Annotated in this window: 22 protein-coding genes and 2 pseudogenes; 10 read left to right on the top strand and 14 right to left on the bottom strand. The window is 35.0% G+C overall.

All coding sequences use genetic code 11. From position 1 onward, the window contains the following. Positions 1–336 precede the first annotated feature (336 nt). On the top strand, positions 337–2,244 hold the full coding sequence (uvrB, locus tag J4T77_RS04060) for an excinuclease ABC subunit UvrB (protein ID WP_233640978.1): 1,908 nt from the start codon (positions 337–339) through the stop codon (positions 2,242–2,244). 201 nt (positions 2,245–2,445) lie between these two features. Here the strand turns inward: uvrB and J4T77_RS04055 are convergent, their stop codons facing one another. The 6 genes and pseudogenes from J4T77_RS04055 to J4T77_RS04030 all read right to left on the bottom strand — a co-directional run bounded on the left by J4T77_RS04055 (position 2,446) and on the right by J4T77_RS04030 (position 9,238). After that, on the bottom strand, positions 2,446–4,905 hold the full coding sequence (locus J4T77_RS04055) for a hypothetical protein (protein WP_233640977.1): 2,460 nt from the start codon (positions 4,903–4,905) through the stop codon (positions 2,446–2,448). A gap of 33 nt (positions 4,906–4,938) precedes the next feature. After that, positions 4,939–5,133, bottom strand: coding sequence for a hypothetical protein (locus J4T77_RS04050; protein WP_010962871.1), 195 nt, complete (start codon positions 5,131–5,133; stop codon positions 4,939–4,941). Between the two features lie 122 nt (positions 5,134–5,255). Then, positions 5,256–5,399, bottom strand: a complete 144-nt coding sequence (locus tag J4T77_RS04045; RefSeq protein WP_223823119.1) for a hypothetical protein — start codon at positions 5,397–5,399, stop codon at positions 5,256–5,258. Next, positions 5,366–6,778 carry a hypothetical protein gene (locus J4T77_RS04040; RefSeq protein ID WP_223823118.1) on the bottom strand — a complete coding sequence of 471 codons (1,413 nt, stop codon included), beginning with the start codon at positions 6,776–6,778 and terminating at the stop codon, positions 5,366–5,368. The genes J4T77_RS04045 and J4T77_RS04040 overlap by 34 nt, the downstream gene beginning before the upstream one ends. Positions 6,779–7,053: 275 nt before the next feature. Then, positions 7,054–7,883, bottom strand: a pseudogene (locus J4T77_RS04035) (IS5 family transposase). A gap of 26 nt (positions 7,884–7,909) precedes the next feature. After that, positions 7,910–9,238: an ankyrin repeat domain-containing protein gene (locus tag J4T77_RS04030; RefSeq protein WP_233640976.1), complete on the bottom strand. Its 1,329-nt coding sequence runs from the start codon at positions 9,236–9,238 to the stop codon at positions 7,910–7,912. A gap of 68 nt (positions 9,239–9,306) precedes the next feature. Between J4T77_RS04030 and J4T77_RS04025 the strand changes: the two genes are divergently transcribed. Then, on the top strand, positions 9,307–9,837 hold the full coding sequence (locus tag J4T77_RS04025; protein ID WP_010962821.1) for a Na+/H+ antiporter subunit E: 531 nt from the start codon (positions 9,307–9,309) through the stop codon (positions 9,835–9,837). Here J4T77_RS04025 and J4T77_RS04020 read toward each other — a convergent pair. Next, a complete protein-coding gene (locus J4T77_RS04020; RefSeq protein WP_190321344.1) occupies positions 9,830–10,246 on the bottom strand; it encodes a hypothetical protein in 417 nt (138 codons plus the stop codon). The two genes, J4T77_RS04025 and J4T77_RS04020, sit on opposite strands and share 8 nt — an antisense overlap. A 304-nt stretch (positions 10,247–10,550) precedes the next feature. Here J4T77_RS04020 and purN point away from each other — a divergent pair, with 304 nt between their 5' ends. Then, positions 10,551–11,111 carry a phosphoribosylglycinamide formyltransferase gene (purN, locus tag J4T77_RS04015; RefSeq protein WP_190321343.1) on the top strand — a complete coding sequence of 187 codons (561 nt, stop codon included), beginning with the start codon at positions 10,551–10,553 and terminating at the stop codon, positions 11,109–11,111. A gap of 9 nt (positions 11,112–11,120) precedes the next feature. Here the strand turns inward: purN and J4T77_RS04010 are convergent, their stop codons facing one another. Genes J4T77_RS04010 through ribF form a run of 4 tightly spaced genes read right to left on the bottom strand, consistent with a single transcriptional unit; the run spans position 11,121 to position 15,202 of the window. Further along, entirely contained in the window at positions 11,121–12,440 is a 1,320-nt protein-coding gene (locus J4T77_RS04010; protein WP_010962819.1) for a M16 family metallopeptidase, read from the bottom strand. Beyond that, positions 12,427–13,767 (bottom strand): M16 family metallopeptidase, encoded by a 1,341-nt coding sequence (locus J4T77_RS04005; protein ID WP_190321342.1) that lies wholly within the window; start codon positions 13,765–13,767, stop codon positions 12,427–12,429. Before J4T77_RS04005 ends, J4T77_RS04010 begins: the two co-directional genes overlap by 14 nt. Positions 13,768–13,796: 29 nt before the next feature. Continuing rightward, positions 13,797–14,273, bottom strand: coding sequence for a signal peptidase II (lspA, locus tag J4T77_RS04000; protein WP_006279329.1), 477 nt, complete (start codon positions 14,271–14,273; stop codon positions 13,797–13,799). Next, the gene (gene ribF / locus J4T77_RS03995; protein WP_190321341.1) at positions 14,270–15,202 is read right to left on the bottom strand and encodes a riboflavin biosynthesis protein RibF; all 933 of its coding nucleotides are present in this window, start codon (positions 15,200–15,202) and stop codon (positions 14,270–14,272) included. Before ribF ends, lspA begins: the two co-directional genes overlap by 4 nt. A gap of 68 nt (positions 15,203–15,270) precedes the next feature. Here ribF and grxC point away from each other — a divergent pair, with 68 nt between their 5' ends. From grxC to J4T77_RS03960, 7 genes and pseudogenes are all read left to right on the top strand, one after another. Next, positions 15,271–15,609 carry a glutaredoxin 3 gene (gene grxC / locus J4T77_RS03990; protein WP_065094576.1) on the top strand — a complete coding sequence of 113 codons (339 nt, stop codon included), beginning with the start codon at positions 15,271–15,273 and terminating at the stop codon, positions 15,607–15,609. 115 nt (positions 15,610–15,724) lie between these two features. Next, entirely contained in the window at positions 15,725–16,594 is an 870-nt protein-coding gene (locus J4T77_RS03985; protein ID WP_190321340.1) for a hypothetical protein, read from the top strand. A gap of 948 nt (positions 16,595–17,542) precedes the next feature. After that, complete coding sequence (locus J4T77_RS03980) at positions 17,543–18,142, top strand: peroxiredoxin (protein WP_012673206.1); 600 nt, start codon at positions 17,543–17,545, stop codon at positions 18,140–18,142. After that, a complete protein-coding gene (trxB, locus tag J4T77_RS03975) occupies positions 18,129–19,076 on the top strand; it encodes a thioredoxin-disulfide reductase (protein ID WP_190321339.1) in 948 nt (315 codons plus the stop codon). Before J4T77_RS03980 ends, trxB begins: the two co-directional genes overlap by 14 nt. Before the next feature lie 91 nt (positions 19,077–19,167). Next, positions 19,168–20,712 carry an ankyrin repeat domain-containing protein gene (locus tag J4T77_RS03970; protein WP_223823116.1) on the top strand — a complete coding sequence of 515 codons (1,545 nt, stop codon included), beginning with the start codon at positions 19,168–19,170 and terminating at the stop codon, positions 20,710–20,712. A gap of 27 nt (positions 20,713–20,739) precedes the next feature. Next, positions 20,740–21,567 (top strand): annotated as a pseudogene (locus J4T77_RS03965) (IS5 family transposase). Beyond that, complete coding sequence (locus J4T77_RS03960) at positions 21,564–21,716, top strand: hypothetical protein (RefSeq protein ID WP_190321338.1); 153 nt, start codon at positions 21,564–21,566, stop codon at positions 21,714–21,716. Before J4T77_RS03965 ends, J4T77_RS03960 begins: the two are co-directional and overlap by 4 nt. On the opposite strand, the gene J4T77_RS03955 is transcribed toward J4T77_RS03960, so the two are convergent. The 3 genes from J4T77_RS03955 to J4T77_RS03945 are packed head-to-tail and all read right to left on the bottom strand — an operon-like array spanning position 21,713 to position 25,126. After that, a complete protein-coding gene (locus J4T77_RS03955) occupies positions 21,713–22,642 on the bottom strand; it encodes a tyrosine recombinase XerC (protein ID WP_190321337.1) in 930 nt (309 codons plus the stop codon). The two genes, J4T77_RS03960 and J4T77_RS03955, sit on opposite strands and share 4 nt — an antisense overlap. A 2-nt stretch (positions 22,643–22,644) precedes the next feature. Continuing rightward, a complete protein-coding gene (gene lpdA / locus J4T77_RS03950) occupies positions 22,645–24,024 on the bottom strand; it encodes a dihydrolipoyl dehydrogenase (RefSeq protein WP_010082459.1) in 1,380 nt (459 codons plus the stop codon). Then, positions 24,017–25,126 (bottom strand): outer membrane protein assembly factor BamB family protein, encoded by a 1,110-nt coding sequence (locus J4T77_RS03945; RefSeq protein WP_038228167.1) that lies wholly within the window; start codon positions 25,124–25,126, stop codon positions 24,017–24,019. The genes lpdA and J4T77_RS03945 overlap by 8 nt, the downstream gene beginning before the upstream one ends. Positions 25,127–25,290 lie beyond the last annotated feature (164 nt).

Genomic DNA, 25,290 nt, shown 5'->3' with positions numbered 1-25,290 from the left:
TATTCCAATTGATCAGAGCTATCCATTTCCTTAATTTTTGTAACGTTGTCATAGGAGTACTATAATTTAGTATCAACTATGTTTTATTGTTTTTGCATCTAAAAAAATTTAGCTTATTCAAGCAGCATTTTGCCTTTTTTTGGATGTAGGGATTTTTTAGGAATTGTCTTCTTGAATTCTATGGTATTTTGTTTAACATTGAAACAAGATTCCAGTGTCAGCTACTTGCATGACATTGTTGGTTAATGTTTTATGGCTTTACGATAGCTATACAACTTATCTTAAAAGCAATATAGTGTTCACTATGCAATGAATCAAAGATAGTAAGTAAAGTCTATGAAATTTCAAATCACTACACATTTTCAACCTGCTGGAGATCAACCGCAGGCAATCGATAGTTTAATTGCGGGGCTAAATAGCAATAAAAGAGACCAAGTTTTGCTTGGAGTTACTGGTTCTGGGAAAACTTTTACTATGGCAAATGTTATTGCAAGGACAAACAGGCCTGCATTAATTATGGCACACAATAAAACTTTAGCAGCACAGCTTTATGAGGAAATGAAAGGATTGTTTCCCCATAATGCTGTTGAATACTTCATTTCTTATTATGATTATTATCAACCTGAAGCCTATTTACCACAAACTGATACTTATATCGAAAAAGATTCTGCAATTAACGAAAGAATTGAGATGCTGCGTTATTCCACCGTCTGCTCCCTTTTGGAGCGCAGGGATACGATCGTAGTTGCCAGTGTTTCCTGCATATACGGTCTTGGTTCGCCTGAGAGCTACCGCAGCATGATCATACCGCTTAGTGTTGGAAATAAAATTCGTATTAATGATTTCCTGAGCAACTTAACTGATCTTCAATACAAGCGCTCTGATGCCAGGTTTGAGAGAGGATATTTCAGAGTGCGCGGCGATATTGTTGATATATTTCCTTCCCATTATGAAAATAAAGCTTGGCGTTTATCGTTATTTGGCGATGAAATAGAAGAAATTTCTGAAGTTGATGCTATAACGGGCAATGTTACCAAAGGCGTAAATAAAATCACCATTTTTCCAAATAGCTATTACATAACCCCGCGTGAGGCTTTGTTGCAGGCAATTGAACTAGTCAAAAAAGAGCTGCATGAACGCTTGGATTATTACTACTCGCAAAACAAGATTGTTGAAGCAAAGCGCCTCGAGCAACGCACTAATTTTGATATCGAAATGATGAGAACAACAGGAATATGTAAAGGTATTGAAAATTATTCGCGTTATCTCTATGGAATGGAAGCTGGGGATCCACCACCTACTTTGTTTGAATATTTACCTAAAGACGTAATTTTATTTGTTGATGAGAGTCATGTCACCGTTCCTCAGGTTGGTGCGATGTACAGTGGTAATGAGGCGCGTAAAAAGAAATTGATTGACTATGGCTTCAGGCTCCCTTCCGCTTTTGATAATCGTCCATTAAAATTTGAAGAGTGGGAGGGAGTTAGGCCGCAGACTGTTTACATTTCAGCCACTCCCGGAAAGTATGAGTTGGCAAAGACCAGTAATGTATTTATAGAGCAAGTTATCCGTCCAACAGGGCTTACGGACCCAATCTGCATTGTAAAACCAATAGAGAGTCAAATTGATGATGTAATTCATGAGGCACAAGTGACAATAGGGAAGGGATTTTGTGTTTTAATCACTACATTGACGAAAAAAATGGCTGAAAATTTAGCTGAATATATGAGTGAAATGAATATGAGAGTGAGTTATTTGCATTCTGATATTGCTGCGCTGGAGAGAATAGAAATTATATACAAATTGAGATCTAAAGAAATCGATGTTTTAGTAGGTGTTAACTTGCTGAGGGAAGGTCTTGATATTCCAGAGTGTGGGTTGGTTGCAATTTTGGATGCTGATAAAGAAGGATTTTTGCGATCGGAAACTTCATTAATTCAAACGATTGGTCGTGCTGCGCGTAATGCTGAAGGTAGAGTAATTTTGTATGCAGATAAAATCACTGGTTCTCTGGACCGCGCATTAAGAGAGACCGAAAGAAGAAAAAAAAAACAAGAAGAACATAATATATTGCACAATATTGTCCCAAAGACTATAATAAAACCTATATCAAACACCTTACAGGAGAGGGCAATAGCAGAACCGAAAGTAAATACTAATAAGGATGATTTGAGAAAGCAAATGATAGAGCATGCTGAAAATTTAGAATTTGAAGAAGCAGCAAGAATAAAAAAATTATTGTAAGGTTAAATAACACATGATGTAATGTGCATAGTATAAAAATATAAATAATTTTATTGATATTTTTATATTAATACTTTTTAAACATTTAGTACCGCGCAATATCTACAATGGATGAGAAAAACTAACACCAGTGCCTTTAGGGTCAGGGACTTTGCCCTAACCCTAATAAAACGCTTAGGTGGCTGAGAGCGGTGGATTAGATCAATTGCTTCTAAATTTTTTTATGGAAGAGTGCTGCTCGGCCTTAGTGGCATACAGGTCTGTGGATATTGTCAATTCTTCCATTCCCACACTCAACTCTAGAGTACGTTTTGGCGATCCTCCTCTAGTATTCTCACAATCCATAGACTCATAACCACTTGTTGTTGCCTCAGCTTTAGAGCTTACGTTTTCAGCATCAGTCGCCTCCGCTGAAGAGATACCGCTGCCTTTATTATCTTCGGACTTCATCTTTTCAGCTTTTGACGTACCTTTAGCAGGCCATTGCTCTTTCCTAAACGACTCTACTTCCGAACCATCATAATCACGGTTAATCCAGTATCCACCTTTGTCTTTTGTAATTGAAATATATTCTAATACGCTTTCATCGGGATAACAGGTTTTAATTGCTTTTTTAGGGGATAACCCATGTTCTTGCACCTGAAAATTTACCCATTTGTCCTTTTCAGATTTCACTGCCTTTTCGACGATGTTAATGTCGATATCTTTTATTTCTACTTTTCCCTCATGCTCCCGACTAAAAAGTTCTTTTAAGTTAAGTAAGGCACCACGACTTATATTAGCAACAACTGTTGTTTCTTGGTTTTTCTCACAATTAGAAAGAAATTGAAATGGAAACTCATTGAGATCATAGGCTTCTTCCTTATTGACACAATACTCTTCTTTCGTTTTATCTATTATCTCCTCTAAATACTCTTTTACATCAACACTATCATCAATTAAACTAGCAATCTTCCCATTTTTTACAATAAAGTTAGTATGAGGAGGATCCAAAGCATAATTATTTAAGTTAAACCAATAAAGCAATGCTTTAAACAACTTTTCTTCTTCCTTTTCCTTAGTAACTTGCTGTTTTTTAGGTTCCTCATTAGAAACCTCAGGATTTAAGAATGTTGAATCATCCCATGCTATAGGAGAAGAAATCGATGATGATCTACTCAAAGATAGCTGTGATTGATCACCAGTGGATTGACTTGAATCTATTTCCCCCGGCACCAACTGAAACAGCCCCCCTTTTCCTTCCTCTCTTTCTGATCCTTGCCTGAGAAGCCTCTCTAACCCTTCACCACGACTTCGCTTGGGAAACTTCTGTGTCGGTGATGACAATTCAGTTAAGCCAGAACTTGGACCACCACTTGAAGAACCAGAATCCTTAAGTTGTGGAGGTGAATCATCAAGACCACTATCTCTGTCTCCTCTAGATTCAAAAAACCTAGCTCCAGTTTGTTCAAGCGGTGTTCTTGGTCGCTCTGCATGTGTAGGAGAATTGAGTGGAGAAGTTACCGTTGAGGAGGATCGACTCGAGCTACGTCTCTTAAAATTCTCAAGATCAACTGCAAATTCAAAACGTCCGTTTATTTGATTATATGCAATTGGAGACCCCATAATTTTAGGAAGTAACTGAGCAATCTGCTTATTAGAGAAAGCATAAACTGGCTCTTTACAATTAGCAAATTGTGGATTTGCAGTTTTGCCTCTAATATCACTTATACAATGAAAATCATTAAATATTCCTCCTTTAATCTTTGATGCATCCCTAGAACTTAAAGATTTCAACTGACCATTCTCTTCTATAAAAGGTATAAGAGCAAAACTATGCCCATTCTTTATTTTGTTTTTGTTTGTAAAGTCATCATAATCATACCCGTCAACAAACTTTCCTGTCGCTTTAAGAATTAGTTCACTCAAAACATTTTTACAATTTTTAACTTTAGACTCTACGCTGCCTGGAGTTCTAAAATCAAGCGCTACTCGCCCTTTAACATATTCTGTTACACTCCTGACTACCTTATCACTCACATTTTTAATGTATAACATACCATCTTTATATTCATAAAAGTTTGAACTCTTAAGACCACACGCCTCTAATCTTGAGTTAAATTCACTGATATAAAGACTCTTCAATAGCTCAAAAATCCTCGAATTATACCTTTTTTCGAGGTACTCGTTGCTAAAAGCTATACAGTATAGATAAGGACTACCTATCGCTCCTGTTCCAACAGTTCCATTGACCCATTCATATGCTTGTTCCTTCGTTATTCCTACTAATTCTTGTAGAAGTGCAGCCACTTTAGATCTCACAGCCCCCTCAAACTCATTAGCAAAATGAACCTTCAAGTTACGAATTACTCGATTATCTGTAGAATCTGCAAGCTTTACTTTCACTATGCCATTACCTAAATCCTCTTTATCAAGATTAGCATCTAGAACAAATGGAAAATAGTTTAAGTTATAATATTCACTTGCTACCTCAGTTCCATCACTGTAGTGCTGCTTTATTATCTCCTCTCTTATTCTTCGCAGATATTCTTTTGTATTAGTACCACTAGCAAATAAACCAACAATCCTTTTACCTTCTACAGTAAAATTAGTATTGACCTTATCGATACCATAATTATTTAAGTTAAATGCGTTAACTAGCTCTTTTGTAGAATTACCCATAACTCCCCCTACTAAAATTATGATGAAACAACATTACTTACTTTTACCTTTACTACTACCAGCACTAGTAGAGCTACTACTCTCCATTTGCGAGCCAGGCTTGCTACTTTCACGTCTCTGTCTTTCACGTGCCTCAAGCATTACCGGATTAGAACCGCTATACTTTTCATACCTGCTGCTTGGAGTAAACCCTTTATCGCTATCTTTTTTATCATTATTACTATACATATTGACCCTTAAGTAAAAATATTATGCAACTAATATACTAAAAATAAATGTAGTGCAAGCACTTTTTTTATATTTTTTAGTATAAATTTTATTCGTCATTTTTATACTCCTGGATTCCAGCGTCACGCACTGGAATGACATGGTGAGGCGTCATCCAAGTAGCTGACGCTGGTTTCCATCGAAGAGGGTGTCATCCCAGTGCCCAGACACTGGGATCTAACTACCTTCACGATTATGTCTTTCTTACTGATTGACCTTCTACACATTTCTCAACTTTTACATCATTAGTCAATCCTCTTGGTGATTGAGCATCATTCACAGAACCTTCATTCTCAGCACCATTCCAAACACCTATTTTAAAATTGGCAAGTTCTTTTGCAAGTTCGGTGTAAAGGTTATCCGCTTCTTTCTTATTAACATTACCATTCAGACGGCTTGCTGCATAACTAGCAGACTCGTTTTTCTTCCCATTATCAAGCTTGTTTCTTTGTCCATTAGTGGGTGGCGTGGTTCCTCTTCCATTAACACTAGTATTCGCATCCCTTTCTCGGAAACCAATATTCTTTATTTTATTAAAATTAATTTTTATCCCACTTGCCACAGGCTTCTTGTCTGGAAGTTTCGGTGGACACACCTCTTTCTTCGGTTCAGGCTTCGCTTTTTTCTCTTCATTCACTTTTTCTGGTTTTTGTGAATTTTCATGATATTTTCTTTCAAGCTCAGCAAGACGCAATGGATGTTTCAAAGGATCTGACACAATTTCAAGTTCTGGTTTGCTCAGAACAACCGGTCTTACAAATCCTGGTGAAATTTCAAAAAGGAAAACTGGCACTTTAGGTTTTTCTCTTTCATCCACTTTCATTTCTACGTTTTCGCAAACTTCTTTAGTTGTTTCTAATGATGTTTTTTCTGCTTTTTTATCTTCTTTTTCTGTAGATGCCTCTACCGCAGCCGCCAACTCAACTCCAAACATCTCTGCGAACATTGTAACAATCCATCCGACAACGGCCATTTGTAACCTGAGTTTCAGATCTTGCAATGCAGTTAATCTTTCTAACGCCCTTGCAAACTCTTCTTCTGATAACTCACCACTGCCTAATTTTTCCTGCAATTCTTTTATCTCTTTGTCCAACTTCTGATTGAAACTTAAATCGCGTGCAAAAATCTTCTTGATTAACTCCTTAAGCTTATCACGCAAAAACTTCATTATCGCAGCAATCAGGTTTTTTTCTTCCTTCTCCTTGAGCATTTGGTAGATTTTCGGATCATCTACATCTACTTCAAAAAGGTTGAAGAGAGATTCAAAGAAATTCCAGAAATCTCCGAGTACTCTTTCTTTTTCACCAGTGAAGTAATCCTCATCATCACCTTCTCCGATATGTAGCTCTCCTTGAGATGATATTTCATCGATACAACTAGAAGCCTGACGCTCACACTCGAGCCTCCTGAGCAAATCTTGTCTGGTAAGCTCCTCTATGGCTGCTTTTAGTTCATTTAGCTTCTGCTCTGCAGAGCAATCTTGCTCCCTGATTTTTCCTTGGAAGATTGAGCTACCGTTTCCGTTATTATCTGAAAAATTTTCCATTATTTTTGCCTCCTCAATAAAATTACTGCCTTTGTTGTTACCTGAAAAGCTTTCCACCATTTTTACTTCCCTCACAGAACTTAATAATTTAATTCTACAGTGCTAAATATTTAAGAACTATTAATGTAAAGATGTCAATAAAATTATTTACATTTTTACACTATATATATATTATATCATATGCTATTTAACCTTTCAATAATATTTTTTATTTTTACTGCTTCTTCAAACTCTAGTATGCGCTTTTCTTAAATTATCCTTATTAATATTTGCTTTTGCCTCTATCCCACTTTTTCTTGTAAAGTATCTGAGAGGTTGTTCGGAAACTAGTAAATTCAAGCATATTCCCTCTTTAACATAACCCTACTCATAGCTAGGTATATGAAATTCTCAGTGGATGTTGTGAGTAAATCATACTCCTTCGATAGCCTTCTATTCCTATTAACCCAAGCAAAAGTCCTTTCTACAACCCATCTTCTTGGCTGTACTTTAAACCCTTGTTCTCTTGTTGGTAGTAGCTCAGGTGGCGTATCTTTGTGCACCCAAAATCTACATGGAGGCCTTTTAACAATTTCAATATCTATGTCATATTCTTCCTTTATGTGATTCTTTAAATTTCTTCCTTGGTATCCCATGTCAGCCCACATTTTTTAACTTTAGTATATTTTGTTCTCATATTGTTTAATGCTATTTTAATACCATCTCTATCATTTTCGTTAGCAGCGCCTACGTAACAACCTAGTATAAAACCCTGAGTGTCTGTAATTATATGCCTTTTTTCTACCCTTTACTTTTTACTTCCATCATAGCTTTGATCCCCCCTTTTCTGTAGTCTTTACAGATTGACTATCTACTATACAGGCACTCGGCTGCTCATTCTTTCCTATTTTTCTTCTACTATATTTTGTAATTTCATAATTCATTTTCTCAAAAATTCCCTGCTTCTTCCATTGCCTGAACTGCTCATACACAGTCTTCCATAGCGGAAAATCATTTGGTAAATACCGCCATTGACACCCTGTACGCAATACATAGAAAATTGCTTCTAATATTTCTTTTTGCTATACTTTGGCAGCCTTCCTCCTTTCTTGTATGATACTCTGAAGTGTTTTTCTATTCTTGCCCATTCCCTTTCGCTTAGATCTGTTGGATACTTTTTTCTCATCTTTACCCGTACTAAAATTTCAGATATTATAGCCTTTTACTTATTTCCGGACAACCTCTTACTTTGTTTGCAATTAGAGTTTCTACTACATCCTTATGGCCCTTTGCAGCAGCAAGATGTAAAGGAGTCTTGTCCTCAATATCTTCTGCATTAACATCTGCTTTCTCAACTAGAATTTTTACTACTTCTATGTGGTTCTTTTCAGCAGCAATATGTAAAGGAGTATATCTTTTATTATTTTGTGCATTAACCGTTGCTCCTTTTGCGATTAGAATGTCTACTACATCTTTATGGCCCCCTCTGGCTGCAAGATGTAAAGGAGTCTCGTCCACAATACCTTCTGCATTAACATTTGCTCCTTTTGCAATGAGAGTTTTTACTACATCTTCGCAGCCCTCTCTGGCAGCAAGATGTAAAGGAGTACATCCATCATCATCTTTTGCATTAACGTTTACTCCTTTATTTAATAGGTTTTTCACCTCCTCCTCATTATTATGTTTAACAGCTGAATGCAAAGCTTTGATGTTCTCTTGTGCCTTTAATAGAGCTCCTTTTACCACTTCATGGCCTTTTTGAGAAGCAAATGTTAAAGGAGTCCATTTATAATGATCTTTCGCATTAACATCTGCTCCTTTTTCAATTAGAGTTTCTACTATATCTTCGCGGCCATTTGCAGCAGCAAGATGTAAAGGAGTCCACCCATCACTATTTTTTGCATCAACGTTGATTCCTTCTGCTTTTGATAGAACTTGTACTATCTCTTTGTGGCCATTTGTAATAGCAAGATGTAAAGGAGCCCATCCTTTATCATTTTCTGCATTAACATTTGCTCCTTTTCCAATTAGAGTGTTTACTACATTTTCGTGGTTCTTTTCAACAGCAAAATGTAAAGAAGTCCATCCATCACCATTTTTTGCATCAACAATTGCTCCTTTTCCAGTTAGAATGGTTACTACATCTTCGTGGCCATAGTGAGCAGCAATATGTAAAGGAGTAATTTTATTATCATGTTCTGCATTAATATCTGCCCCGTTTTCAATCAGAGCTTTTGCTACATTTGCACAGTTCCAATAAGAAGCAAGATGTAACAATTTGACTTCCTTAGAATTTTGACCACGAGATATAGTAAATATGTAATTTATGCCAGATCCACTATCGTTGTCAGGTTTACTCTTTTCCCACTCTTGACATAAATTTGGATCTTCTTCTTGTAACTTAGCTTTTATTTTTTCAACTATATTGTCCTTGCTCAAATCTGAAAGGTCATTTATTTTTTTTAATATTTCCATAAATTTGTCATATTTCATAACTTCCTCACTTAAAATACATAACTTAGTTGTTATATCTTTTAACATAGAAGTCAAGAACCTAAATATTCGTTATTATCTTTCCTTAAAGAGTCATTTAAGTTATATTACAGACTATGAAAAACCTCAACTTTAGGAAGGAAATCAAGTTTTTTTCTCTGTCATTTATAATTTTATTTGTTCTATGGACTGTATTGTCTGGTTATTTTGAGCCGTTTTTTATTTTTTGTGGAGTGTTTTCCTCTATATTCACATCGTTTATCTTTAGAAGGTTGATAAACGCTGAAAGAGCTCTTAGCCAGATTTTAAATAGTACGAGTAGACTGTCGTTTTATAAGTTAGTAAGTTATATACCATGGTTAATGTACCAAATCATTTTATCAAGTGTTTATGTAACAAAAAAGGTGCTACAACTCAAATCTAAGCTTGAGCCAATCATTATTCTAAGAAAATGCAAAGGGCATAATGATGAAAGCATTGCGTTATTTGCCAATTCAGTCACAATAACTCCCGGAACTTTAACTATCAATGTTGAAAGTAAGCAGAAAACATATTTCTCTACCATGTATTTGATAGATAAAGATCTTGAAAGCGGCATTTCTGAAATAGAAAATAAAATCTTAAAAATACTACGTTCAGTTAAGTAATTGCTTTAAATAAGTTAATAGCATCCTTATATTCCCTTACAAGACTTTCAAGCATTTCTTTTGGAAGGCTATTGTTAACAATAGAACATAAATAATTATACAAATCTTCTAACCTTAATACGTTATTTCTCTTCTTGCTGTTGAATTTATACGGAAAAATACCTTCCATAACTTCAATAGTAGTAGCCTTGTTTAAAAATACATTTTCACTTGTCACGCTTATTCTTGCTAAAACAGTGTTAATTTCAGGTTCGTCACTCGTATAAAAATCTGATAGCTGAGTTATTCTAATAACGTACAAAGTTACTATTTTTGACAAGCAATTATCAGCATATTCACAATTTTTTATTACCTCCCACTGAGTAACCTGAGATTTACCTATTTTTGCATTGTTCGGTAATTTACTCATTGAACTTTCTCCATTTAATCCAGTGTAATAAATTATACTAATACTTTGTTAAATAAATAATAACGCGATTACAAAAATATATACTTATAATAGTATATTATACAAAAATAGCACAATATCTAAGCATTAAAGCTAGTTTTAGCTGGGTACATGGGGCTATTCGTTATTTTGTGTTGTCCAGTGAGGTCCAAAATTAGAGGTCCACTTATGTAAAGAGTTTAGTCTGCCTTCTTTGCTATAAAATAAGTTTTCCTTTTGAGCTGTTTTGTTAGTATTAACTAAATTCTAAACTAACTGTGCTATAATGAAAAAGATAAAACTCGGAATACTAATTTCAGGTAGGGGGTCGAATATGCAGGCCTTAATAGAAGCATGTCAAGATCAGAATTTTTCCGCAGAAGTTGCATGTGTTATCACAAATAATAGCGAAGCTGCTGGTCTGAAAATAGCAGAGCAAGCAGGAATCTCAGCGTTTATTGTTAAAGATAAACCGCTTGATGCTGGTAAAATTCACGAAATACTTGTTCAACATAAGGTTGATTTAATTTGCCTTGCAGGGTTTATGAGAATTCTCAAAGCTGATTTTCTGAGTAAATGGCATAACAAGGTGATAAATATTCATCCCTCTTTACTTCCGTCTTTTAAAGGCCTAAACGCTCAAGAGCAAGCTCTAAAAGCAAGTGTAAAAATTACAGGTTGTACTGTACATTATGTCACTCCTGAAGTTGATGCTGGAGCCATAATTGCTCAAGTTGTTGTACCAGTGTTACCAGCTGATGATATTCAAAGCCTCTCAGAACGCATTCTAGCTGAGGAGCATAAGTGTTATGTAGAAGCAGTAAGGTCAATAGCAGAAGATATATGACTGTAATAATTATTGACCTTGAGCGTTTTTTCCAACTTCAACAAAAAATAAATTTTCAGGTTCCAGTAAAGAACTTGCCAGTTCGTTTACTTCCTCTAATTTAACATCATTAATGATATTCGCATAATTATTTATACGGTTAACATCACGATCATTTATCTGCATATTATCTAGCAGCGTTGCTGTATTTGTGTTATTGGACAGGAAAAGGACAAGATTATTTACCAAGCCAATTTTTGCATCCTTGAACAATTGTTCGTCAATTCCTTGCTTTTTTATTCTGCTAAATGTATCTTTTACTGCTGATATAGCTTTGCCAGCAGTAGAACTATCAGTACTTATAAATCCAGATATAATATTTCCATGTTTATTGGAAATAATACTTGCATAAACACCATAAGTAATACCCAAGTTTTGCCTCAGTTCTGTCATTAATATTGAATTCAGCCTCATGCCACCAAGTGCATCAATTAAGACACCAGCGTTATAATAATTAGGATCTTCATAAGCTATACCTTTTTGAGCAAAAAGTATCACACTCTGTGGTATATCCATAAAAATATTCTTACTTTCTGCAGAACCAAAATTATTTTTTACAGGTATTTTTCTAACTTTTGATCTTTTTGACGGCAATTTAGATAAATATTTATCTAATAGCGTAATAATTTCTTCTTTTTTTGTACAACCAGCAACACTGATAACTATGTTATCTTTAGCAAAATTACGCTTTATGTATGTTAAAACATCGTCTCTAGTAATGCTCATTATAGTATCAAGAGTACCGTACACACTTTTTGAGTAAGGATGTTTTTTAAACAATAACGTATCTAATTCTTTTCCAGCAACAAAATAAGGATTTTTTTCAAGATTATTAAAATCAACTTTGGCTTTCTCGAAAACTCTATTCAACCCTTCAGGGTCAACTTTAGGACGCATTATAGTATCGCTCAGTAATGAAATTGCTTCCTCTAGATTGTCAGACAAAGTATTTAATGAAACCCTAAATGCTTCTAAATCAGCAATAAAATTTAAACTAATCCCTTTATCTTCAAGCTTTTTCGCAAAATCTTTGGCATCATTTTTTCCTGCCCCTTCTTGGATTACAAGAGAAGTAAACCAAGCAAGCCCCTGTTTTTCCTTATTCTCATACACATAACCTGCATCCTTGAACGATATATTTAGTGAAACTTTTGGCAAATCATGATTTTCTACAAATAAAAACTTAAATCCTTTACGGGTAGTGACCTCCTCTATATTTAGGTTACCACTTGCTTGTAAATTAAAGCCTAGACAGAAAAAAAATAGAAATATAATTTTACTTATTCTCATTATTATCTCTTTTTGGTAATAAACGACCAATTAACTTATTAGCAGAAAAAATAGCACGGATTTTATTATTTACATCCTCTAGATTGACATCATTAATCTTGCTATATGAAATATCTATTTCATCAAGTGGAATACCAAGTGCAAGGTGTGGCACATAGAACATCGCTATATGAGTTAAGTCAGATAGATTATCAAACTGTGCTGCCTTATACCTATATTTTGAGCTTTGTAATTCCTCGCTCGTCACCCCTTTAGATACGAAGCCATTAATAGCATTATCTAACTCTCTTTCAACAATATCTAAATTAGCGCCACTTTTTGGAATTATCATAATATCAATGTAGCCATCACTAAAAGCTAGGCTATTATAATAAGCAAACACTGATACTGCCACATCTTTATCTAAAACCAAATCTTTATACAGTTTGCTGGATTTGCCGCCACCTAAAATGTCAACCGCTAAATGAGCAGCAGAGGCTTCATTTATGTGATCAAATAAGGGAACACGATAACGAAAATATAAAACTGATTCTTTTACTTCAGTGCTCTCTAAGGTCACCGATAGATCTGCATTATGCACTGGATCCTGATTTGGGTAATTTCTCATTACAGGCTTAGCTTTAATTTCGCCATATTTTTCTTCTGCTAATTTCACTACTTCATCAAGTTCCACATCACCCACAATCAGTAATATTGCATTGCCGGAGTGATAATAGTTATCATGAAACCTCGTTATGTCATCCAAATTGTAAGTTTTGATATCGCTCTCCCAGCCGATAACAGACCTACCATAGCCAGTACGGTAAAATGCACTATCCATTTCTTCCCATAACAAGTTATGAGGTTGGTTATCAAATCTCATCTTTCTTTCTTCTAATACGATGTTTTTTTCTCTATCTATTTTGTCTTGAGTAACATTAAAGCTGCCCATTCTATCTGCTTCAACTTCCATTGCAAGTGGTAAATCTTTTTTGGGGATCAACTCAAAATAACAGGTATATTCTTTAGTGGTAAATGCGTTAAATTGAGCCCCAATGCTACTCATAGTGGCTTCTATATCTGTGAACTTCCCTGTAGTTTCAAACATTAAATGTTCAAAGTAGTGAGCCAATCCTGCTTTGCCGATTGGATCATCCATTCCCCCAACTTTGTATATTACTGCATGTAAAACGGCTGGAATCCGATGATTAGAAACAACATAAACATCTAGTCCGTTACTGAGTTTAGTATATTTTATGTTGTGCTCTATGTTTAAAGCATTCGAAGAAATTGGGTAAGTAAAAAAAAGTACAGGTAGTATAAGAAAACTAAAAAACTTATGAAGCATTATTTCGACCTAATATAAAAACAATTATTTTATTCCTCATTTTGTTTAGAAATAAGCATATCGTATATATACCACTTATATAACAATGTAAACATTCCACAAACTATAGATAAATCTGCTAAATTAAAGGCTGGCCAATACCAATCATCAATATGAAAATATATGAAATCATATACAGCTCCCCAATAGATCCTATCAACTACGTTTCCGATTGCTCCACCAATCATCAGAGAAAAACCAAGGTAAGTTGACTGATCGTCAGACTTGTATATCAAATATGCAAGTATACCAATTATTAGTATTGAAAATGCTGAAAAAAAGAAACCGCCATGTGGTAAAGCGCTACACATTCCAAAACTAATACCTGAATTCCAAACTTCAACTAGTTTTATAAAACTAGCGATCTCAATTGATTCTCCTTCATCAATCAATGAGTTTATGTACAATTTGCTCGTTTGGTCAATCAATACTATAATTAATATAACAACTAAGCATAACTTTTTCATAAATTTGCCTTTAACCTATAAACTTTAAGTATATCATAATTTATCTGTTTTGTTAACTCCTCAATACTATGGAATTTTTTTTCTGACCTTATGAATTTTAAAAGTTGTATATTGACTTTATGACTATATACGTCTTCATCAAAATCGAATATGTGCATTTCTATTATAGGCTTTTTCAGATCCTTAAAAGTAGGTCTCATACCAATATTGACTACTCCATATAACCAATTTGGATTACTATCAGGAAAAGTCACTCTAGCGTAATATGTGCCAAACTTAGGTTTTATCATGCAATCTTCTATAGGAATATTTATGGTTGGAAATCCTATTTCTCTACCTCTACATGCACCTTTTGTCACAACACCAGAAACTTGATAAGGCCTGCCGAGCAATTTATTAGCAATTTCTATTTCGCCCCTTTGTACATACTCCCTTATTGAAGAAGAAGAGCAAATTTTGCCGTCAATTGTTAATGGCTCTGATTTAGTCAAAGAGTATCCATATATTTCAGAATATTTCTCTAGAGTTAATATATTACCCAATCGTTTATGACCAAAAGTGCAATTTTCTCCGACAATTATGTGTTTAGCGCCATATTTATCTATTAAAATCTCACTGATAAAGTCATCGCAGCTAACCTCAGAAAAACCTCTATTAAAATTAATAATATATAAGTAATCTATACCATAGCTGCTGATTAGTTCCTTTTTTTGTTCTTGGTCTATTAACCTAAAATTGTTTCTACCAAATAAAACAGTTGATGGGTGAGGCTCAAAAGTTAAAACTGCAGAGGGTAATCCTCTTTCTTGTGCTACCTTCTTTAGAGTAGAAATTGCAAACTCGTGTCCTAAATGAATGCCATCGAAATTTCCGAAGGTTAGTGCTATATTATTTTCTATTCCTTGCTCACAATTATAAATAATTTTCATACAATTTGATGTTTTTACATGTTTCTTATATATAATAACTATATTTTAGTAAGCTACGGAGATAAATTGTGAAAAATGTTGTGATATATGTAAAGAAGGGCTGTCCATACTGCATAAGGGCAAAGGATTTACTAGATAAAAAAGGTGTGAAGTATGAAGAAATTGATGTGCTCAAAAACTCAGATCTATTTAACGACATAAAATCAAAGTATAACGTTAGAACAGTTCCACAGATTTTTATCAACGATAAGCACATGGGGGGGTGTGACAAATTGATGGATCTTGAAAAAGAAGGAAAGTTGGATGATATGCTAAATAATAATGACAATCACACTGATGTCACAACCTACACAAACAGCAATGATGAATGTGGAGAGTGTGTTATACCACATGATGATTTTATGTAACTTTTTATCTTGTTTTGTCGTGTAATACGTAAATGAAAACTAGTATGCTCACTTTAAACAATTCTTAATGAATTAAAAATACAATTCATTCAGTGAGTTTTTTTAGTGGGAAAAAATGACAAAAAATATTTCAATTATTAGCAGAAACTTAATTAGTATCGAATTAGTTAACAAACAAGATTTAGAGAATTTCATCAAGATTTTCACAGTGCTTGATAAACATATAGCAGCTAAAACACTTTTTACAGAAGAAGTGAGAATAGAGTATAAACAACACAACGGCATAGAAGCTGTTGAATTGCTAAAAGATACAGACTTTACATATCATGAGGTTGAAAATGTATTGAACCACCTGAGTAAACATGGAATGAAGGTGCCCAGTAGTGTTATAGCACACACCCTTTTTGCTGCATACAATCATGCACTTGAATTTAAGGATGTAGCTTCCTTTTCTGAAGGCTCTCCACAATTTAACATCAGAGTGAGTAAGAACACCTTCATAATAACTCCTATGAGTGAAGAGAATTTGGAATTGAATTCACAAAATAGCAGAACGCTTATAGAGTCACTAAAGAGCGAAAAAAGTATTTATGATTGTATAGTAGAAGAAAATACCATTAAAGTTATAGTGCATTCTGAAATGCATCAAGCTATAAATTTGATTATAAAATCACTGATAAAGTCTCGCCTTTTAGCAAAAGAGGAAGAAGGAAAATTCAAAGAGAAATTGAGACAACTTGCTTTTAAGGATCAAGCTTTTGTTGAGTATTCTAGCATCAGAACCATCAATAGGTATCCACATAATCATCCTCTGAGGAAGCATGAAAGTGTTACTAAGGATATAGAAAATATTTTATGTGATTTCATAACAAATGAGAACAGCGAGTTTGCTATAGAGCGACTAAATAGGCTGAGCTCAGCAGTTTCTCCGGATACTCCAAGAATCATCACTAAAACTATAGATAAACTTGTTAAGTTTCACTAAGGTATACGAGAGCCAATAGACTTCTTATATTACCTTCTGTCATCCAAGTAGCTTGGCTACTTGGTTCTTTTTTTGGATTCCAGCTATGTACATAGCTGTATGAACATTGTAGCCGTTATTCAAGTAGCCCGCAGAAGCGAAAAACTTACTTGACAAACTCCGCCAACTCCCTTATCATAAAACTGAAGCTATTTATTTATCTTCTCTGTACAGATTAAATGACAAAAAAACTCACGTATCTGGCGTCTCATGTTTAATTTTTTGCACTATGTGCACCTTATGTCTTTATAAAGCTTCTAGGTTTTTACCTAATATAAGCTAAAATGCGCTTATAAAGCATTTAAAACATAAAAAAACGCCAACTTAAAAAATGGATAGTGAATAACTAGCTACCCTAGGGTTTCTTTTGCCTTTTTTTCTGTTTAGTAAATTTCTTAATGTTTATAATTTAGATTAGTTGCGGCTTAAAAGCAACTGAATCGCGGTTATTAAACGTTTAGAATAAAAAAACGCCATACTTGAAAGTATAATGTAAGTAATTAGCCAACCACGGGGCTTCTTTTGCCTTTTTTTTCGTTTGGCAAATTTTTTAACATTTATAGCTAAACGACAACCGTCATCCCGCTACTTGTTAGCGGGATCTAGAGATACCGCGAATGAATCGCGGTATGACGGTTCGTGGCGGTATGACGGTTCGCGGTGGCATGACGATAAGCTCGTCATCCCGCTACTTGTGAGCGGCTGAGATACCGTGGCGGTATGACGGTTCGCGGTGGCATGACGTAGAATTTTATACTCACCAACTCAGTATTCCAACCTGGATTGTATCTTATCGGTAAAAAAGAAGAGCTATTTTAGGAAGTTTTTATAGGACTAAAACCAAAGAAAACTTGCATATAAGTTTATCAAGATGTAAAATTAAAGTTATTTTAAAAGAATAGGTTAATTATGAATCTTGTAACAAAATCTGCTATCGATTTTACTGCTTCATCTGTTCTCTCTGACGGAGAAATTGTTGATGATTTCTGTCTGAGTAAGCGCATAAAAAATAAGTATGCTGTCCTTTTTTTCTATCCACTTGATTTTACTTTTGTTTGCCCAACTGAATTGATATCGCTCAATAATAGAATAAATGAGTTTGCAAAGCGTGGTGTTGAAGTGATAGGAATAAGTGTAGATTCAAAATTTTCACATTATAAATGGCGAAACACTCCAGTTAATGATGGTGGTATTGGAGAGATTAGCTACACTTTAGTGTCTGATATCAAAAAGTCTATATCAAGAGACTATGGGGTCTTATATGATGACTCAATTGCGCTGAGAGCAACTTTCGTTATTGATGATAAATTTATTGTACGTCATCAATCGATAAATGATTTGCCTTTAGGGCGTAATATCGATGAATTCGTTAGAATCGTTGATGCAATTAAACATAATGAGGAGCATGGTGAAGTATGTCCAGCAGGGTGGAAGAAAGGTAAGCCAGCAATGCAGGCAAGCGATGAAGGAGTAGCTGATTATCTAAACTCATACAGTGAAGAATTATAAATTTAGTACAAAAGTTCTTATTATTGGATCTGGGGCAGCGGGTTATGCTGCCGCTATATATGCAGCACGTGCAAACTTAGAGCCAATTGTAGTAACGGGAATGCAGCCTGGTGGTCAGCTTACAATTACTACAGATGTTGAAAACTATCCTGGTTTTGTTTCAATACAGGGTCCAGAACTAATGGAGCAAATGAGGTTTCATGCAGAAAAGGTTGGAGCAAAAATAATAGATGATGAGATAAAAAGCGTTGAACAACTTGAGGACTTTAATGAGTATAGATTTAGATCTTCTGGTAATATCAATGACTACTATTCAGATGCAATTATCATTGCATCTGGTGCGCAAGCGAAGTGGCTTGGTTTAGAAAGTGAAAAGAAATTTCAGGGTTATGGGGTTTCAGCTTGTGCGACTTGCGATGGTGCATTTTTTAGGAATAAAGTTGTAGCTGTGATTGGTGGTGGAAACACTGCTGTTGAAGAAGCAATATTTTTAACTCGATTTGCCAAAGAAGTGATATTAATACACAGGCGTGATAAATTAAGAGCGGAAAAAGTAATGCAAGATAGGCTCTTTAAAAATGATAAAATAAAAGTAATGTGGAACCATACCGTAGAGCAGATTCTTGGAGAAGAAAATCCAAAAAGGGTTGCTGGTATTGCGATTCAATCAGCAGAGATCGATAAAACCCAAGAATTAAAAGTGGATGGAGTGTTCATTGCAATCGGGCATGCACCAAATACGGGTATTTTTAAAGGCTTTGTTGAAATGGATGAGCAGGGTTACATCATTACAAAACCTGGAACAACTTTAACTAGTAGGGCAGGAGTGTTTGCTGCAGGTGATGTTCAAGATAAGGTATATCGTCAGGCAGTAGTTGCAGCAGGAACAGGATGCATGGCTGCGCTTGATGCAGAAAAGTTTTTAGAGTCGTAGTTAATTCTAGGATTTTGAATAAATCGCTTGCAATTTTCCTTTTCCTTTTCTTTTTCATAATTATATTAGTAAATTATTAGGTAGGTTTAATATGCTTTATAGAGGGGATGGGATAAATACTAATGGTTATAGATATAATCAGACAACTTCAAGACAGCTCGATGAACCAACACAAAAGTTATTTAAGGCTATTGATAACGAAAACCCGGAAGCTTTTAAACAAGCTCTGAAAGAAGGTGCGGATGTTAATGCGTTTGATAAGGAGGGCATGACACCTTTGATGTCTATTGTCAATGTCTGCGCTGTCAGCGGTAATGGACAGGCTACGTTAGAGAAAATGGCTAAATTGCTTATACAAAACAGAAGTATCAATATTAATGCTCAGAGTAAGCAATCTGTGTCTACAACACGGACGAGATATGATCTTAGTACACAAATTCAAATATCAGGATTTATAACAACATCTAATATACGCAAAGACACAGCTTTACATATTGCTTGTCAAATTGGGGCTAAAGATGTGGTAAAAATATTGCTCACGCACCCAGATATAAAAACTGATATCAAAAATTATGAATATAAAAGCTCTAAAGATTGTATTACAAGAGGATTTGAGCGCGTAATAAAATTAGAATTTAAAAAAGCACAAAAAGCAAACGAGTTGTTAGGTGCTCTTTCTAGCAGAAACATTTACCAAGCGAAAAGACCATTAAATCAAGAGTTTAACCCTAATTGCTGGAAAAGAAGCCAAAATGAAGAAATAGAAACGCCGCTTAGCTTAATTATTCAATCATGTTTACAAGGAATAACATCAGATAACAAAGAAGTATTGACAAAACTTTTAAAACATGAAGAGCTAGATTTTAGTCAAATAAAGCCAATACAAGCTATAGAGCAAAATTCGTGGGTGAAGCAAATAATTGAACAAGCCATTACAGAGCGATTAACCGCTACTATTAATAAAAAAGATTTAGATGATGTAAAAAAATTAGTAGAAGATAATTGCTTCATGAGTCATGCAATTGTTACTGCTGCATTGAGGGGTGTTAATAATCCAATCGAATCTATTACAAATTATCTAAATGAAAAATTTCCTGCAAATACATTACAACCTTTGGCAAGTACGAATGATATACCGGTAGGTTCTGAGCAAGTTATACAAGAACTTAAAGGTGAACTTGAAAGAACGAAAGCTCAACTCATAGAAAAAGAACGAGAGCTGGATAGGGTCGTACGCGAAAGAACGAGAGGCATTAACAAAATTTCACAGTTAGAAGAAGATTTAAGGCAGGAAAAATCGGCTCAAAAAACAAAAATCAATGATCTAAATAGTGAAGTAACTCGACTTAATAGAATTGTGTATGGAAGAGCAAGCGACACTGTCGAAATTTCACGATTAAAAAGAGATTTGAAACAAGTAAGGGAAGAAAGAGATAGGCTTTCATCAGAAAATAGACTGCTCCGTAGTAATAAAAACGAAAAATCCTCGCAAGCAATTTCTTCTGGTAGAAAACTGAGCAACTACGCTTCTGCATGTTTTATATTGCTTGGAGTATATACTGTTGTTGCATGTTTAGTAATAGAAGATTATCCAGGGATAATAAGAGGTTGTCCGGAAACAAGTAAAAGGCTATAATATCTGAAATTTTAGTACGGGGTAAAGATGAGAAAAAAGTATCCAACAGATCTAAGCGAAAGGGAATGGGCAAGAATAGAAAAACACTTCAGAGTATCATACAAGAAAGGAGGAAGGCTGCCAAAGTATAGCAAAAAAGAAATATTAGAAGCAATTTTCTATGTATTGCGTACAGGGTGTCAATGGCGGTATTTACCAAATGATTTTCCGCTATGGAAGACTGTGTATGAGCAGTTCAGGCAATGGAAGAAGCAGGGAATTTTTGAGAAAATGAATTATGAAATTACAAAATATAGTAGAAGAAAAATAGGAAAGAATGAGCAGCCGAGTGCCTGTATAGTAGATAGTCAATCTGTAAAGACTACAGAAAAGGGGGGATCAAAGCTATGATGGAAGTAAAAAGTAAAGGGTAAAAAAGGCATATAATTACAGACACTCAGGGTTTTATACTAGGTTGTTACGTAGGCGCTGCTAACGAAAATGATAGAGATGGTATTAAAATAGCATTAAACAATATGAGAACAAAATATACTAAAGTTAAAAATGTGGGCTGACATGGGATACCAAGGAAGAAATTTAAAGAATCACATAAAGGAAGAATATGACATAGATATTGAAATTGTTAAAAGGCCTCCATGTAGATTTTGGGTGCACAAAGATACGCCACCTGAGCTACTACCAACAAGAGAACAAGGGTTTAAAGTACAGCCAAGAAGATGGGTTGTAGAAAGGACTTTTGCTTGGGTTAATAGGAATAGAAGGCTATCGAAGGAGTATGATTTACTCACAACATCCACTGAGAATTTCATATACCTAGCTATGAGTAGGGTTATGTTAAAGAGGGAATATGCTTGAATTTACTAGTTTCCGGACAACCTCTAAGTGCTTTCTTTACAGCAGTTGCACTGGCTTTTTTTTTATTAGGATGTTGTAGTTTATATAAAGCAAACACAATACTTAGTGATGTTGAAAGCACTCAGCTTGGTGGTTTAGAACGAAGTTAAAGTTTTGATTTCTTCTCCAGGCCCTGCTGAAAATTTTTGTACATGTTAAAAACATCTTGATAATTGAGGTGAGTGTAAATTTGAGTAGTTTCCAGGCTTGAGTGACCAAGCAGTTGTTGTATTGATCTTATGTCAATATCTTCCTGAAGCAAATGAGTAGCAAAACTATGGCGAAATGCATGTGGAGATAAAATTTCTGGTAAATTTAACATTCTCCTTATTTTTTGCAAACGATTGGCCACATAAGTTCTTCCCAATTTTTTTCCTCTTACTCCCAAAAAAAGATATTGTGTTTCATTATTAGTGCCAAGATAAGGACAGGCTTTTACATATTCTTGTATACACTTTTTTACTACCGGAAGAATGAATACCTGCCTTTGTTTATCTCCCTTACCTGTTACTATTAAACTTTCATTGCTAATATCACTAACCCTAAGGTTCAACGCTTCGCTGATTCTTAAGCCTGTACTATATAGCAGGACGATAATCGCAATTTCTCTTTTTACCACCCAAGATTCGCCCAGATCGGATAGTTTCATTTCTTTCAATAAAGTTTTTATATCAGGTATTGATAATGCTTTGGGCAAAGTTCTTCTCTGAATTGGCCTTGATAAGGAAAATACAGCTTCATTGTCTATATTGTGGTTATTTTTTATGTACTTGAAGAAATTTCTGATTACTGAGAGTGCTCGAGTGTTGGATCTTGCGTTTACACCTCTTGCGTAACGAGAGGTAAGCCAACTTCTTAACTCAGGTACGCTCAATTTTTCCAAAGTGCCGACATTTACTTCTCCACCAATGTGAGTATTTAGGAAACTTATAAGATCCTTCAAGTCCCTCATGTATGACTCTAAAGTGTTTGGTGAATAAGATCTGTTGCACCTCAGCCACTCATACCATTTTTCAATGATTGAACCGAGGTCCACAATTATTTTTTAAAGAAAGCATCGATGCACGCATCTCGAAAGGCTTCATTTATATCAGGATGAGAGTGACAAATTCTGTATATATCCTCTGCTGCTGCGCTATATGCCATTGCAACTGCTGCTTCGTTGATTAGCGTATCAGCGTATGCTCCTATGATATGCACACCTAGTATTGTATCTGCTCTGCTACAAGTCAGCACTTTCACGAATCCTTCAGCATCATCAGTGATTTTTGCTCTGCCGTTTGCAGCAAATTGACATTTACCAACTTTGTACTTACGGCCAGCATTTTTGAGTTCCTCTTCGGTTTTACCAATCGAAGAAACCGCAGGGTGAGTGTAAATGACAGATGGTATGATTCCATAATCAACGTGAGGTGACTGTCCTGCTATTATCTCTGCAACTGCCACTCCTTCTTCCTCTGCTTTATGAGCAAGCATTGCTCCACCGATCACATCACCAATAGCAAATATTCCTTTCACATTAGTTTCATATCTGTTGTTAACTTGAACGAAACCGCGATTATCTTTTTCTATTTTTTCATCAATACCAAGATTCTCAGTGCATGGTTTGCGTCCTGCTGCCACCAATACCTTATCCGCCTCTATAGTGTTTGTTTGATTATCTTTTACAGAGCAAACTTTCACACTCAAAGAATTACTACTTTGTTTTATCTCCTCAACTTTAGTGCTAAGTAAAAATTTTATTCCTTGTTTTTGTAGACTAGAAAGTAGAGACTTACTTAATTCTCCATCCATTGCTGCAGCGATTCTGTCAAAAAATTCTACTACAGTGACTTCAGACCCTAGCCTCCTCCATACAGAAGACATTTCAAGCCCTATTGCCCCGGCTCCGATTACGACAAGTTTTTTTGGTACTTCAGTTAAAGATAATGCACCAGTTGATGAAATAATACTTTTCTCATCGATATTAATTCCTGGCAAAGAAATAACGTCAGAACCGGTTGCAATTACTATATTTTTTGTCTTCAGCACCTTACCTTCAACTGAAACTTCAAGATTACCTTGGTCAAAAGAAGCAAGCCCATTGATTTTAGTGATTTTGTGAAGGTTAAACAGATATTCTATACCTTTTCCAAGTTCCTGAACTCTGGCGTCCTTATAGCCTAGCATTTCTTTTAAATCGAAACTTGCATCCTTAATTTTTATGCCAAGCTTCGACAGATCATTTTTCGTGTGAGCATACTGATAGGAAGAATGAAGTAGTGCTTTGGAAGGTATGCATCCAACTCGCAAGCATGTACCACCAAAAATGCTATTTTTATCTATGCAGGCAACTTTCAATCCAAGTTTTGCAGCAGCGATAGCACACTTATAGCCTCCTGGGCCACCACCTATAACAATTAAATCATAATCAGTCATAAAAAACAAACCTATTTTCTAAAGAATAAACACCTTTTCCCTCAGTTGTTACATATATCTTATTGCGAGTAAACACTGGAGTGTGAAACACATTACCAGGTACTTTGACTACCTTTCCTGCACTTTCAGATCCCGGAAAAGCAAACATTGAACCTTTATTGCTTGTCACCCACAGTGTATGGGCATGCATAATTGGAGCAAACAATTGCGTATTTTCTATTAAATCAGATGCCCAGACTGTTTCTCCATTTTTTATATCCAGGCCAATTATTTTATCGTCTTTAGTAACTATAAAAATTCTTCCGCCTTCTTTTTGTTTCTCTGCAGGAATAAGAGGACTATAATATGACTCAATGTCTGATACACTTTTTACTTGCAGTGACTTTGACCATAAAATATTTCCTGATTTCACGTCAATGCTATAAATATAAGAATTATTTGTAGCTATTAAAGTATCGCCAAGCACTCTCGGTGTAGTAGTTACATCTGTGAGCTGTGTATCCAAAAGGTTTGTAGCCAATTTTTGGCTCCACAATTTTTTACCGTCTTCATTAAAAGCTATTAACTCACCATTTGAAAATGGTGCTATTATTTTATCATTAGAAATTGCTGGCGATATGGAATACAAACCTCGAACCTCATTGATGCCGTTTTGATAAGTCCAAACGAAGCTGCCATCTTTTATATCAAACACGTACAGATAATTATCAATAGTCAATACTACCAATTTATTGTTTATTACTGCTGCTTTCCCTCTTACTGGAGCTCTCAATTCTTTTTCCCACTGAATCTCGCCGGTTTTTGCATCTATTGTGTGTAGAACGTTATCCACTATAAAGAAAACGTTTCCTCTGTGACGCAATAGGCTCATGTTACTAATTTTTTTTCTGTGTGAGAGGTGTAATTTCCAATTCATAGCCTTTGAGTTATCAATATCAAAGGAATATAAAGCGCCGTGCTTGTCTGATAAAATAACGCTATCTTCTGTAAGCACTGGAGCTACATATCCTTGAGATAGTTTTTTATCCACTAGACTTATTCTCTCGCTTGCCATTGTGTAACTGCTACACAATAACATTATCATGACAATTATTACTTTCATTATTTATTGAAAACAAGATTCATTAATATACATCTTAAGAACCTTAATTACAACGGAAATGTTCTTGCTGCATGTTAAAAACGTTGATTTATGAACGAAATATTATATTATTATGTGAGATAATGTATACTCTTAGAGGTAGTACACCTCATCCACTATGCGGC

Source organism: Wolbachia endosymbiont of Drosophila innubila (genome assembly GCF_021378375.1).
GTDB lineage: Bacteria > Pseudomonadota > Alphaproteobacteria > Rickettsiales > Anaplasmataceae > Wolbachia > Wolbachia pipientis.
The sequence above is the reverse complement of the archived record's forward strand: the minus strand, read 5'-3'. Positions and strand labels throughout refer to the sequence as shown.

Excerpts from the sequence above, each read along its gene's own strand:
- J4T77_RS03945 (WP_038228167.1), bottom strand. The coding sequence starts at position 25,126 with ATGAAAGTAATAATTGTCATGATAATGTTATTGTGTAGCAGTTACACA.
- J4T77_RS04050 (WP_010962871.1), bottom strand. The coding sequence starts at position 5,133 with ATGTATAGTAATAATGATAAAAAAGATAGCGATAAAGGGTTTACTCCA.
- J4T77_RS04010 (WP_010962819.1), bottom strand. The coding sequence starts at position 12,440 with ATGAGAATAAGTAAAATTATATTTCTATTTTTTTTCTGTCTAGGCTTT.
- J4T77_RS04025 (WP_010962821.1), top strand. The coding sequence starts at position 9,307 with ATGAAAAACCTCAACTTTAGGAAGGAAATCAAGTTTTTTTCTCTGTCA.
- ribF (WP_190321341.1), bottom strand. The coding sequence starts at position 15,202 with ATGAAAATTATTTATAATTGTGAGCAAGGAATAGAAAATAATATAGCA.
- J4T77_RS04055 (WP_233640977.1), bottom strand. The coding sequence starts at position 4,905 with ATGGGTAATTCTACAAAAGAGCTAGTTAACGCATTTAACTTAAATAAT.
- J4T77_RS03985 (WP_190321340.1), top strand. The coding sequence starts at position 15,725 with ATGACAAAAAATATTTCAATTATTAGCAGAAACTTAATTAGTATCGAA.
- J4T77_RS04005 (WP_190321342.1), bottom strand. The coding sequence starts at position 13,767 with ATGCTTCATAAGTTTTTTAGTTTTCTTATACTACCTGTACTTTTTTTT.
- lpdA (WP_010082459.1), bottom strand. The coding sequence starts at position 24,024 with ATGACTGATTATGATTTAATTGTTATAGGTGGTGGCCCAGGAGGCTAT.
- J4T77_RS04040 (WP_223823118.1), bottom strand. The coding sequence starts at position 6,778 with ATGGTGGAAAGCTTTTCAGGTAACAACAAAGGCAGTAATTTTATTGAG.
- J4T77_RS03980 (WP_012673206.1), top strand. The coding sequence starts at position 17,543 with ATGAATCTTGTAACAAAATCTGCTATCGATTTTACTGCTTCATCTGTT.
- J4T77_RS04020 (WP_190321344.1), bottom strand. The coding sequence starts at position 10,246 with ATGAGTAAATTACCGAACAATGCAAAAATAGGTAAATCTCAGGTTACT.
- lspA (WP_006279329.1), bottom strand. The coding sequence starts at position 14,273 with ATGAAAAAGTTATGCTTAGTTGTTATATTAATTATAGTATTGATTGAC.
- J4T77_RS03970 (WP_223823116.1), top strand. The coding sequence starts at position 19,168 with ATGCTTTATAGAGGGGATGGGATAAATACTAATGGTTATAGATATAAT.
- uvrB (WP_233640978.1), top strand. The coding sequence starts at position 337 with ATGAAATTTCAAATCACTACACATTTTCAACCTGCTGGAGATCAACCG.
- purN (WP_190321343.1), top strand. The coding sequence starts at position 10,551 with ATGAAAAAGATAAAACTCGGAATACTAATTTCAGGTAGGGGGTCGAAT.
- J4T77_RS04045 (WP_223823119.1), bottom strand. The coding sequence starts at position 5,399 with ATGTGTAGAAGGTCAATCAGTAAGAAAGACATAATCGTGAAGGTAGTT.
- J4T77_RS04030 (WP_233640976.1), bottom strand. The coding sequence starts at position 9,238 with ATGTTAAAAGATATAACAACTAAGTTATGTATTTTAAGTGAGGAAGTT.